Source organism: Streptomyces sp. NPDC051105, from assembly GCF_040682795.1.
Lineage (GTDB): Bacteria > Actinomycetota > Actinomycetes > Streptomycetales > Streptomycetaceae > Streptomyces.
In genome coordinates, this window is the sequence record NZ_JBFBBR010000008.1 from 348452 (window position 1) to 360563 (window position 12112).

A 12112-nucleotide genomic window follows, 5' to 3' on the forward strand; every position below is an offset into this window, starting at 1 on the left:
GGCGGTTCGATCGGATAGCAAGGGCACATGGCGGTCTTCGTCGCGCTCGGCGCGTTCCTGATGACGCTGGCCGGCGGCTGGACGGCACAGCGCGTGACCGACCGTCGCCATCTGGTCCTGGGCCTGGCCGGCGGCCTGATGCTCGGGGTGGTCGGCCTCGACCTGCTGCCGGAGGCCCTGCACGCGGCCGGCCGGGAGATCTTCGGCGTACCGGCCGCTCTGCTGCTCTTCGTGGCCGGGTTCCTGCTGGCCCATCTGGTGGAACGCACGCTGGCCCTCCGGCAGGCCGCGCACGGCGGCGCCGAGCACGGTCACCGGGCGCCCGAGGTGGGCCTGACGGCGGCCGGTGCGATGGTCGGGCACAGCGCGATGGACGGCGTGGCGATCGGCGCGGCCTTCCAGGTGGGCGGCGGCATGGGCGCGGCGGTCGCGCTGGCCGTGATCGCGCACGACTTCGCGGACGGCTTCAACACGTTCACCATCACCAGCCTCTACGGCAACGCCCGCCGCCGGGCGATAGGCATGCTGATCGCCGACGCGTGCGCGCCCGTCCTGGGCGCCCTGTCGACCGTCTTCTTCACCATCCCGGAGACCGTGCTCGGCGGCTATCTCGGCCTCTTCGGCGGTGTCCTGCTCTATCTGGCCGCCGCCGAGATCCTCCCCGAGGCCCACCACGAACACCCGGCCCGCTCCACCCTGCTGTGCACGGTGGCCGGGGCCGCCTTCATCTGGCTGGTGGTGGGCATCTCGGGCTGAGGCGCTCACAGTTTCCCGCCTCTGCCACCGTCCCGGCGCGGCGGGGCGATGAGCGTGGAGAGATACGGCAGCGGGGAACCGTCGAGGTCGGCGGCGGGCCTGATGGACTCCTCGTCAAGCCCCAGCGCCGACCCCCACACGGCGTCCGCGATCCGCCCGGTCTCCCGCAGCGCCTCGGCGACCGCACCGGCCTGCCGCCCGAACTTGTACGCCACGACCGTCCCCGGCCCGCTCAGCGCGTCCTTCAGCACCTCGGCGCCCGCCGTCACCGGCACCAGCGTCAGCGGCTCGGTCCCCTCGGTGAGCACGGCACCGGAACGGGCGGCGAGGTCCTGCATCGCGGTGATGCCGGGCACGGTCTCCACGACCACGCCCGGCACCAGCCCGGCGATGGTCTGCGCGAGATAGGTGAAGGTCGAGTAGACGTTCGGGTCCCCGATGGTGGCGAAGGCGACGGACCCGTGCTCGCGCAGCAACTCCGCGACCTTGGCGCCCGCCGCGTCCCAGGCGGCCTCGCGCCGCCCCCGGTCAGTGCGCTCGTTCAGCGCGAACACGACCCGGACGACCTTGTCCGCGGCGACGTAGTGCAACACCGTCGCCTCGGCACGCCCCCGCTCACCCGTGTCCATCACGGGTACGACGACGACATCGGCCGCGCGCAGGGCGTTGACCCCCTTGACGGTCACCAGCTCGGGATCGCCGGGACCCACCCCGACTCCGGTCAACCTGCTGCTGCTCATGACGTCCGGCACCTCTCCACGAACCTTCGGGCCACACCGGGCTCGGCCGCCCAGTGCGTGTGCAGATAACTCGCGTGCACACCCTGCTGTACAAAACCCTCGACCCGCGGCCGGGGGGTGCGCACACCCCACGCGGGCGCCGCACCGGCCCCCGGCTCGACCGCGGTCCGGTGAAACTCGTGCCCCCGCATCCGCGTGCCGGCGACGGCCAGCACACTGTCGCTCACGGCGACCGCGTCCCGGTAGCCGAGAGTCAGCCGCTCGGTCATCCGCGCGCGGACGTCCAGCACGCCGCACATCGCCAGCCCGTCCAGCTCCCGGCACAGATAGAGCAGACCGGCACACTCGGCGGCGACCGGAGCACCGCTCTGAGCGAGGGCACCGACGGCCTTGCGCAGCGGCTCGTTGGCGGACAGCTCGGCGGCGTACACCTCGGGGAACCCCCCGCCGACGACCAACCCCCGTGTGCCGTCCGGCAGTCGCTCGTCCCGCAGCGGATCGAACGGCATGACCTCGGCCCCGGCGGCGACCAGCAACTCGGTGTGCTCGGCATAGGAGAAGGTGAAGGCGGCCCCGGAGGCAACAGCGACCACGGGCCGCGCACCCCCGGCATTCAGCCCGTCCGGCGTTTGAGGACGAGGCCGTTCAGGCCGAAGCGGGGGTCCGGGGGCGGCAGCCCCCGAAGCCGGGGCCGAAGGGGCGCCCGCCCCTGGTGAGGATGGGGGTCCCCCCGCTCGAGCGAAGCCGAGAGTGGGGGAGGGTAGGGGCGGCGGGGGCGAGGAAACCACGGAAGCCAAGGCCGCACCCGCATCCCACGCCGCACCCGGCACCACACCGGCCCCCCGGGCCAGCCCCAGCAGCGCTTCCAGGTCACACCCGTCGGAGACCCGCGCGGCCATCGCCCCCACCGCGTCCACCGCCTCACCCCGCCGCTCGGCGACCGGCACCAACCCCAGATGCCGCGACGGCGTAGCCACCTGAGCCACCCGCCGCAGCACGCCGAACACCGGCACCCCGGAAGACTCCAGCGCCTCCCGCAGCAACTCCTCGTGCCGGTCCGACGCCACCTTGTTCAGGATCACGCCCCCGACCCGCACCTCCGGATCCCAGGACGCGAACCCGTGCACCAGCGCAGCCACCGACCGCGACTGCGACGACGCGTCCACGACCAGTACCACCGGCGCCCGCAGCAACTTCGCGACATGAGCGGTGGACGCCAGCTCACCTTCCCCGGCGGCCCCGTCGTACAGCCCCATCACACCCTCGACCACGGCGACGTCGCAGCCGCGCGCACCGTGCGCGAACAGCGGCCCGATCAGCTCCGGCCCGCACAGATACGCGTCGAGGTTCCGCCCCACCCGCCCGGTCGCGAGCGCGTGGTACCCGGGGTCGATGTAGTCCGGCCCGACCTTGTGCGGGGACACGGCGAGCCCCCGCGCGGCGAACGCGGCCATCAACCCCGTGGCAACGGTGGTCTTGCCGCTGCCGGACGACGGCGCGGCGATGACCAGCCGTGGGACGGAAGACATCACCACTCGATGCCCCTCTGCCCCTTCTGCCCCACGTCCATCGGGTGCTTGACCTTGGACATGTCGGTGACGAGGTCGGCGAAGTCCACCAGCCGCTCCGGCGCGTTCCGCCCGGTGATCACGACATGCTGGTTCCCGGGACGGTTCCGCAGCACCTCGACGACCTCGTCGGTGTCCACCCACCCCCAGTGCATGGGGTACGCGAACTCGTCGAGCACGTACAGCTGGTACGTCTCCGCCGCCAGGTCCCGCTTGACCTGCTCCCAGCCCTCCCGGGCCTTCTCCTCGTTGCTGTAGTTGTCCCCCTGGAGATCCCGCTGCACCCAGGACCACCCCTCGCCCATCTTGTGCCAGGCGACGGTCCCGCCCTCCCCGGAGTCGCCGAGCACCCGCAGCGCCCGCTCCTCGCCGACCTTCCACTTCGCCGACTTGACGAACTGGAACACCCCGATCGGCCACCCCTGGTTCCAGGCGCGCAGCGCCAGCCCGAACGCGGCGGTGGACTTGCCCTTGCCGACGCCCGTGTGCACGACGACAAGAGGCCGATTACGACGCTGACGGGTCGTCAGTCCGTCGTCCGGTACGACACTCGGCTGTCCCTGCGGCACTACGCGGCCCTCCTTGAACGACTCTGCACGTCCTTGACCAGCCCGGCGATCGAGTCCGCCCGCAACTCGTCGAGCGTCACCGCCGTACCGCCCAGCTCACCGGCCAACTGCCTGGCGAGCCCGAGCCGTACCGGCCCCGACTCGCAGTCCACGACCACCGAGGCGACCCCGTCGGCCGCGAACAGCCGCGCCGCCCGCCCGGCGAGCGCGACCGGCTCCGGCCCACCGGTGGCCCGCCCGTCCGTCACCACGACGACGAGCGCCCGCCGCGCCGGATCCCGCAACCGCTCCACCCGCAGCACGTCATGCGCCTTGAGCAACCCGGCGGCGAGGGGCGTACGCCCCCCGGTCGGCAGCGCCTCCAGCCGGGCCGCCGCCGCGTCCACGGACGAGGTCGGCGGCAGCGCCACATCGGCGGCCGAGCCCCGGAAGGTCACCAGCCCCACCTTGTCCCGCCGCTGGTACGCGTCGAGCAGCAGCGACAGCACGGCCCCCTTCACGGCGCTCATCCGCTGCCGGGCCGCCATCGACCCGGACGCGTCGACCAGGAACAGCACGAGGTTGCCCTCCCGCCCCTCCCGGGCCGCCTGCCGCAGATCGTCCCGCCGGACCACCAGGCCAGGACCGGACCGTCCACGCGCCCGCTGGTGCGGGGCGGCGGCCTGCACGGTCGCCGCCAGGTGCAGCTTGGTCAGGGCACCCCGGGGCCGCCGCGCACCCGTCGTACGGCCGTGCTCGGTGCGTGCCCGGGACCGCCGGCCGGCGGCGCCGGTGCCGATCCCCGGCACGGTCAGCACCTTGGTGCGGAAGGGCTCGGCGGCCCGCGTCGGCGCCTGCTCGCCCGAGCCGCCGCCGGAGGCCTGCGGCTCGCCGTCCTCCCCGGCCTCGGGCCGCGCACCCGTGTCGCCGCCCTGCGGGTCGCCGTCGTCGGGCGCCGGCCGGCCGCCGCCCCCGCCGGGACCGTCCGGATCGGGATCGTCGTCCTCGGACTCCCCGGAGAACTCCTCCAGCGTCTGGTCCAGCTTGTCCTCGTCGAGGCCCGGCGCGTCGAAGGGGTTACGGCGCCTGCGGTGCGGCAGCGCGAGCAGCGCCGCCTGCCGGACGTCCTCCGCCAGCACCTCGGTCCGCCCGGCCCACGCGGCCAGCGCGGTCGCCGTCCGCGCCATCACGATGTCGGCGCGCATACCGTCGACCTCGAAGGCCGCGCAGGTCGCCGCTATCTGCCGCAGCGCCCCGTCGCCCAGCCGCACCGACGGCAGCAACGCCCGTGCCGCCACGATCCGTTGCCGTACGGCGGCCTCCTCGTCGGCCCAGCGCGCCGCGAAACCGGCCGGATCGTCGTCGTACGCGAGCCGTCGCCGTACGACCTCCACCCGCTGGTCGGGCTCGCGGGAGGCGGCCACCTCCACGGTCAGTCCGAACCGGTCCAGCAACTGCGGCCGCAGCTCGCCCTCTTCGGGGTTCATGGTGCCGACGAGCAGGAACTTCGCGGCGTGCCGTACCGAGACACCCTCGCGCTCCACGTACGAGGCGCCCATCGCGGCCGCGTCCAGCAGCAGGTCGACCAGGTGGTCGTGGAGGAGGTTGACCTCGTCGACGTAGAGGATGCCCCGGTGGGCGTCGGCCAGCAGGCCCGGCTCGAAGGCCTTCACGCCCTCCGCCAGGGCCCGTTCGATGTCGAGGGCGCCGACCAGCCGGTCCTCGGAGGCGCCGACCGGCAGTTCGACCATGCGCGCCGGGCGGGACTCGAAGGCACCGGGCTCGTGCGGTCCGTCCGGGCAGGCCGGGTCCGGGGCGGCCGGGTCGCAGGAGAAGCGGCAGCCGGCGACGACGTCCACGGCCGGCAGCAGCACCGAAAGGGCGCGTACTGCCGTGGACTTGGCGGTGCCCTTCTCGCCGCGCACCAGCACGCCGCCGACCGCCGGCGACACGGCGTTCAGCAGCAGCGCCAGCCGCAGGTCGTCCTGGCCGACGACGGCCGTAAAGGGGAAGGGGGTGGTCACTGGTCGCCCTCCAAGTCGCCTTCGAGCTCCAGGTAGGTGGCGCGCAGCCGCTCCAGGGTGTCCGAGTCCGGCTCGGCCCACAGGCCCCGGTCGGCGGCCTCCAGGAGCCGTTCGGTGATGCCGCGCAGCGCCCACGGGTTGGACTTCTTCATGAAGTCCCGGTTCTCCGCGTCGAAGACGTACTCCGCGCTGAGCTTCTCGTACATCCAGTCGTCCACCACCCCGGCCGTGGCGTCATAGCCGAAGAGGTAGTCGACGGTCGCCGCCATCTCGAAGGCGCCCTTGTAGCCGTGCCGGCGCATGGCCGCCATCCAGCGCGGGTTGACCACCCGGGCCCGGAAGACGCGGTGCGTCTCCTCGCCGAGGGTGCGGGTCTTCACCTGGTCGGGCGTGGCCGAATCACCCACGTACGCCTCGGGGTTGGTGCCGGTCAGATGGCGCACCATCGCGACCATGCCGCCGTGGTACTGGAAGTAGTCGTCGGCGTCGACCAGGTCGTGCTCGCGCGTGTCCACGTTCTTCGCGGCGACCGCGATCCGCCGGAACGCGGTCTCCATGTCCCCGCGCGCCGCCCGCCCGTCGAGTCCGCGCCCGTAGGCGTAGCCGCCCCAGACGGCGTACACCTCGGCGAGGTCGGCGTCGGAGCGCCAGTTGCGGGCGTCGATCAGCGGCAGCAGGCCCGCGCCGTACGCGCCCGGCTTGGAGCCGAAGATACGGGCGGTGGCGCGTCGCCGGTCGCCGTGCTCGGCGGTGTCCTCGTCGGCGTGGGCGCGCACGTAGTTCCGGTCGGCGGGTTCGTCCAGTTCGGCGACCTTGCGCACGGCGTCGTCGATCAGCCCGACCACGTGCGGGAACGCGTCCCGGAAGAAGCCGGAGATCCGGACCGTGACGTCGATGCGCGGCCGGCCCAGTTCGTCCAGCGGGACCACCTCGAAGCCGGTCACGCGCCGCGACGCCTCGTCCCAGACCGGACGGCAGCCCAGCAGTGCCAGGATCTCGGCGATGTCGTCGCCCTGGGTGCGCATCGCGGAGGTGCCCCACACCGTCAGCCCGACGGACTTCGGGTACGCACCGGTGTCCTGGAGGTACCGCTGCACCAGCGAGTCGGCGAGGGACTGGCCGACCTCCCAGCTCAGCCGGGAGGGAATGGCCTTGGGGTCGACCGAGTAGAAGTTGCGGCCGGTCGGCAGGACGTTGACCAGCCCACGGGTGGGGGAGCCGGACGGCCCCGCCGGTACGTAACCGCCGTCGAGTGCCTTGAGGATGTGGCCGATCTCGTCCGTGGTGCGGGCCAGCCGGGGGACCACCTCGGCGCAGGCGAACTCCAGCACGGCGACGGCCTCGGGGAGTTCGGTGCCGAGGACGTCACGGATGAGGGAACGGCTGTCCGAGACGGCCCAGTCGCGCTCCTCCATCCCTTCCGCGATCCGTCGGCAGAGCTGCTCCAGCAGGTCGATGGCGTCGGCGGCCGTGCGGGCCGGACCCTCGACGAGATCGGACAGCTCGACCGGCACCTTCACCGGCGCACCCGGCTCGGCGAGCAGCTCCTTCTCGGCCAGACCGAAGTGCGCGGCCAGCGAGGCCCTGAGCCCCGGCAGCGCGTTGGCCTGCCCGCCCCACACCTGCGAGGCCCGCAGCACGGCCAGCACCAGGTTCACGCGCGCCTCGCCGACCGGACCACCGCCGAGGATGTGCAGGCCGTCGCGGATCTGCACGTCCTTGATCTCGCACAGATAGCCGTCGATGTGCATGACGAACTCGTCGAAGTCGGCGTCGTCCGGCTGGTCGTCCACATGCAGGTCGTGGTGGAGCTCGGCCGCCTTGACCAGCGTCCAGATCTGCGCCCGCACGGCCGGTGCCTTCGTCGGGTCCAGGTCGGAGACCAGCGCGTACTCGTCGAGCAGCTGTTCCAGCTTGGCCAGGTCGCCGTAGGTGTCGGCACGGGCCATCGGCGGGACCAGATGGTCGACGACGGTGGCGTGTCCGCGCCGCTTGGCCTGGGTGCCCTCGCCGGGGTCGTTGACGATGAACGGGTAGATCAGGGGCAGCTCGCCGAGGACCGCGTCGGGTGCGCAGCCGGCGCTCAGCCCGAGCCCCTTGCCGGGCAGCCATTCCATCGTGCCGTGCTTGCCCATGTGCACGACCGCGTCCGCGCCGAAGGAGTTCTCGAGCCACCGGTAGGCCGCCATGTAGTGGTGCGACGGCGGCATGTCCGGGTCGTGGTAGATCGCGATCGGGTTCTCGCCGAAGCCGCGCGGCGGCTGGATCATCACGACGACGTTCCCGAACCGCAGGGAGGCGAGGACGATGTCGTCGCCGTCGACGTAGAGGGAGCCCGGCGGCTCGCCCCACGCCTCGGTCATCGCGTCCCGCAGCTGAGGGTCGAGCTTCTCGAACCACGCCCGGTAGTCCGCGAGCGGCACCCTTGCGGGCGCCGAGGCCAGCTGCTCCTCGGTCAGCCACTCCACGTCGTGCCCGCCGGCCTCGATCAGACGGTGGATCAACTCGTCCCCGCCGGAGGGGTATTCGGTGACGCCGTAGCCGGCCTCCTTGAGGGCGTCCAGGACCCGCACCGCCGAGGCCGGCGTGTCAAGACCGACCGCGTTGCCGACCCGCGAGTGCTTGGTCGGGTAGGCGGTGAAGACCAGCGCGACGCGCTTGTCCGCGTTCGGTTTGTGCTTCAACCGCGCGTGCCGCAGGGCGATTCCGGCGACCCGTCCGGCCCGCTCGGGGTCGGCGACGTACACCGGGACGTCGGCTCCGTCGTCGTCGACCCGCTCCTTGAAGGAGAAGGGGACCGTGATGAGCCGTCCGTCGAACTCCGGGATGGCGACCTGCATCGCCGCGTCCATGGGGGAGAGGGCGGCGTCGGATCCGTCCCAGGTGCTCTTCGACGAGGTCAGGCAGAGGCCCTGCAGCACCGGGACGTTCAGATCGGCGAGCGCCCCGATGTCCCAGGCCTCCTCGTCACCGCCGGCCGAGGCCTGCGAGGCGTGGGTGCCGCCGGCCGCCAGCACGGTGGCGACCAGCGCGTCGGCTCCGGCGAGGATCTCGTACAGCCCGGCGTCCGCCCCGCGCAGCGAACCGCAGTACACCGGAAGGGCGTTGGCGCCCCGCGCCTCGATCGCGTCGCACAGGGTGTCCACGAAGGCGGTGTTGCCGCTCAGTTCGTGGGCCCGGTAGAAGAGCACCCCGACCGTGGGGCGGCCGGCCCGGATCTCGTAGGAGCCGTGCACCCCGAACTCGGGCATCTTCTGCGGCTCGGCGAACCCCTCGCCGGTCAGCAGCACGGTGTCGGACAGGAACCGGGACAGCTCCAGCAGGTTCGCGGGGCCGCCCTCGACGAGGTAGCGCAGCGCCTCCGCGACCACACCGGCCGGCACCGACGACTCGGCCATCAACTCGGCGTCCGGCACGGTCTCGCCGCCCAGGAGCACGGTCGGCACACCGGACGCCCGGAGCGCGGCGAGCCCGTCCTCCCAGGCCCGCTTGCCGCCGAGCAGCCGTACGACGGCGATGTCCGCGCCCTCGATCAGCGCGGGCAGCTCCTCCGTGACGTCGACGCGCGTCGGATTGCCGATCCGGTAGTCGGCACCGGAGGCGGCCCGGGCCGCCAGCAGATCGGTGTCGGCGGTCGACAACAACAACACAGTGCTCATGCGGGCGCTCCCGGTGGGATGAAGGGCAGTCCTTGCGGCGCGCCCGACTCGATGAGCCGCCAGAGCGCGTCGGTGTCCGCGTGCTGTTCGATCAGGTCGCCGAGCCGGTCGAGCTGCTCCTCGCGCAGCGCGGCGAACGAGGTGTCGGGGGCCGGCACGAACCGGCGGCCCGCGGCGGCCGCCACCTCGCGCAGAAAGGCCCGGCGGAAGCCGTCCGACTCCAGGGAGCCGTGCCAGTGGGTGCCCCAGGTCTGCCCGACCCGGCAGCCGTCCAGGAAGGCTTCCCCTCCGGTGACTTCGGCGACTCCGTGATGGATCTCGTACCCCTCGACGCGCTCGCCGAGGGCCTCGCCGACGGGCCGGGTGAGGGTCTTCTCCCGGGCGAACCGAACCCGTACGGGCAGGACCCCGAGACCGGCCACCTGCCCGCGGCGGCTCTCGACCTCGTCCTCGATGTGCTCCCCGAGGACCTGGAAGCCGCCGCAGATGCCGAGCACCGGCCGCCCCTCGGCGGCCCTGCGCCGCAGGGCGTCTGCGAGCCCCCGTTCCCGCAGCCACTCCAGGGCCCGGACCGTCCCCCGGGTCCCCGGGATCACGACGAGATCGGCGTCGGCGAGTTCCTCGGGCCGGTCCACGAACCGCACCACGACACCCGGTTCGGCGGCCAGCGCGTCCACGTCCGTGAAGTTGGACATCAGGGGGATGGCACAGACGGCGACCCGCAGCACGTCCGCACCGACGGGCGGGGCCGTGTTCGACTCCCGGACGGTCCCGCGCAGCGAGACCCTCCCCCACGCTCGGCTTCGCTCGCGCGGGGGGACCCCCATCCCGTCCTCCTCGTCGATCCCGAGCCCGTGCCGGAAGGGGAGCACGCCGTAGGTGTGCCGCCCGGTGAGGCCGTGCAGCATGTCGAGGCCGGGCTCCAGCAGGGAGACATCGCCCCGGAACTTGTTGACGAGGAACCCGGCGACGAGGGCCTGGTCCTCCGGCGAGAGCAGGGCCACGGTGCCGAAGAAGGAGGCGAACACGCCCCCGCGGTCGATGTCCCCGACGACGAGCACCGGGATCCGCGCGTTGCGCGCGATTCCCATGTTCACGATGTCGGTCCGGCGCAGATTGATCTCCGCCGGACTGCCCGCCCCCTCACAGATCACCGCGTCATACGTGCCCCGCAACTCGGCGAGACAGTCGAGCACGGTCCCGAGCAGCTTCTGCTGCCGCCCGCCGTGATAGCCGCGTGCACTGAGCTCGCCCACCGGCTTCCCGAGCAGCACGACCTGGCTGCTCTGCTCGCCGCCCGGCTTGAGCAGCACGGGGTTCATCAGCGCGGTCGGCTCGACCCGGCAGGCCTGTGCCTGCATGGCCTGGGCCCGCCCGATCTCGGCGCCCTCCCGCGTGACGAAGGAGTTGAGGGACATGTTCTGCGCCTTGAACGGCGCGACCTTGACGCCCTGCCGCACCAGCCACCGGCAGATACCGGCGGTGACCACGCTCTTCCCGGCGTCGGAGGTGGTACCGGCCACGAGGAGACCGCCGCCGTTCATGACGCACCCCCCGACCGCTGTGCCGGGCGCCGCGAGAGCGCCCCGCGCAGCAGGGCCCCGGCCGCGCCGGCCCCGAGCGCCAGCCATCCCACCCGCCGCGACAACCGCACCGCCCGTTCGATGTCCGCGACTTCCACGGTCCGTCCCTCCCTGTTCAGCACAGGCCGATGCTCGACCCGGCCGCCGTACGACAGAGTCCCGCCGAGCCGTACTCCCAGCGCCCCGGCGAACGACGCCTCCACCGGCCCGGCGTTGGGACTCGGGTGCTGGGCCGCGTCGGCCCGCCAGGCCCGTACGGCCCCCCGCCCGTCGTCCCCGGCCAGCGCGGCCAGTACGGCGGTGAGCCGGGCCCCCGGCCAGCCCGCCACGTCGTCAAGCCGCGCCGAAGCCCACCCGTACCGCCGGTACCGGGCCGACTTGTGACCCACCATGGCGTCCAGGGTGTTGACGGCCCGGAACCCGAGCAGCCCCGGCACCCCGCCCACGGCCCCCCACACCAGCGCACCCACGACCGCGTCACTGGTGTTCTCGGCGACGGACTCCACGACCGCCCGGGCGATCCCGTCGGCGTCCAGGGCCTGCGGGTCCCTCCCGCACAGATGCGGCAGCCGGGCCCGCGCGGCCTCGACGTCCCCCGCCTCCAGGGCGCGCCCGATGGCACCGGCCTCCCGGGCGAGTGAAGTGCCCCCGACGACGGCCCAGGTGGCGGTCGCGGTGAGCGCGACGGACGCGGCGGTGGACGGTCGTACGAGCCGCTGGGCCAGGGCCCCCAGAGTCACGGCGCCGCCGGCGCACACCGCGGTGTGCAGCGCGCCCCACCCGCGGTGGTCCCGCCACAGCACCTGTTCGACGGCTCCGGCCGCCCGCCCGAACGCGGCGACCGGGTGCCCGCGGCGCGGATCGCCGAGCAGCAGATCGCCGAGAAGGCCGGCGGCGGCGCCGTACGCGAAGACGCGACCGGCACCCATCGGCTCAGCCCGCCGCGGGGGCGGGAACGGGCCTGGTACTCAACCTCGAACGGCAGCCGCGCATGGCGATATGTCCTCACTCAGGGTGTCCACGCCCTGGTTCGACGAGACCGGCGGTGAGAGTTCCTGGCTCCCGGGGATTGCTACCCCGGTGACAGTGGCGGGACCGCGCCGGATTCGCACCGGCTTCCTCTCTTGCCGCCGTACTTGGCTCCGGAAGTCCACCACGCCTCCGGAAGACCCGTCAACTTGCCGTTGACCTGCGAGGGGAGTGTGTGGGAAGGCCCACACCGGTGGTTTAGCGG

8 protein-coding genes and 1 riboswitch are annotated in these 12112 nt (G+C 73.2%); of the genes, 1 reads left to right on the plus strand and 7 read right to left on the minus strand.

What is annotated here, in order from left to right:
- Window positions 1-27: 27 nt before the first annotated feature.
- A complete protein-coding gene (locus AB0N16_RS22055; RefSeq protein ID WP_365799143.1) occupies window positions 28-756 on the plus strand; it encodes a ZIP family metal transporter in 729 nt (242 codons plus the stop codon).
- A 5-nt stretch (window positions 757-761) separates the two neighbouring features.
- On the opposite strand, the gene cobI is transcribed toward AB0N16_RS22055, so the two are convergent.
- Genes cobI through AB0N16_RS22090 form a run of 7 tightly spaced genes read right to left on the minus strand, consistent with a single transcriptional unit; the run spans window position 762 to window position 11807 of the window.
- Window positions 762-1508, minus strand: coding sequence for a precorrin-2 C(20)-methyltransferase (gene cobI, locus AB0N16_RS22060; RefSeq protein WP_365799145.1), 747 nt, complete (start codon window positions 1506-1508; stop codon window positions 762-764).
- Window positions 1493-3025 carry a cobyrinate a,c-diamide synthase gene (locus tag AB0N16_RS22065; RefSeq protein WP_365799147.1) on the minus strand — a complete coding sequence of 511 codons (1533 nt, stop codon included), beginning with the start codon at window positions 3023-3025 and terminating at the stop codon, window positions 1493-1495. The genes cobI and AB0N16_RS22065 overlap by 16 nt, the downstream gene beginning before the upstream one ends.
- Window positions 3025-3633 (minus strand): cob(I)yrinic acid a,c-diamide adenosyltransferase, encoded by a 609-nt coding sequence (gene cobO, locus AB0N16_RS22070; RefSeq protein ID WP_365799149.1) that lies wholly within the window; start codon window positions 3631-3633, stop codon window positions 3025-3027. The genes AB0N16_RS22065 and cobO overlap by 1 nt, the downstream gene beginning before the upstream one ends.
- Window positions 3633-5636, minus strand: a complete 2004-nt coding sequence (locus tag AB0N16_RS22075) for a putative cobaltochelatase (RefSeq protein WP_365799151.1) — start codon at window positions 5634-5636, stop codon at window positions 3633-3635. The genes cobO and AB0N16_RS22075 overlap by 1 nt, the downstream gene beginning before the upstream one ends.
- A complete protein-coding gene (gene cobN, locus AB0N16_RS22080) occupies window positions 5633-9295 on the minus strand; it encodes a cobaltochelatase subunit CobN (RefSeq protein WP_365799153.1) in 3663 nt (1220 codons plus the stop codon). The genes AB0N16_RS22075 and cobN overlap by 4 nt, the downstream gene beginning before the upstream one ends.
- Window positions 9292-10839: a cobyric acid synthase gene (locus tag AB0N16_RS22085; RefSeq protein ID WP_365799155.1), complete on the minus strand. Its 1548-nt coding sequence runs from the start codon at window positions 10837-10839 to the stop codon at window positions 9292-9294. The genes cobN and AB0N16_RS22085 overlap by 4 nt, the downstream gene beginning before the upstream one ends.
- Window positions 10836-11807, minus strand: coding sequence for a cobalamin biosynthesis protein (locus tag AB0N16_RS22090; RefSeq protein WP_365799157.1), 972 nt, complete (start codon window positions 11805-11807; stop codon window positions 10836-10838). The genes AB0N16_RS22085 and AB0N16_RS22090 overlap by 4 nt, the downstream gene beginning before the upstream one ends.
- A gap of 100 nt (window positions 11808-11907) precedes the next feature.
- A riboswitch (cobalamin riboswitch) is annotated at window positions 11908-12048 on the minus strand.
- Between the last annotated feature and the right edge of the window lie 64 nt (window positions 12049-12112).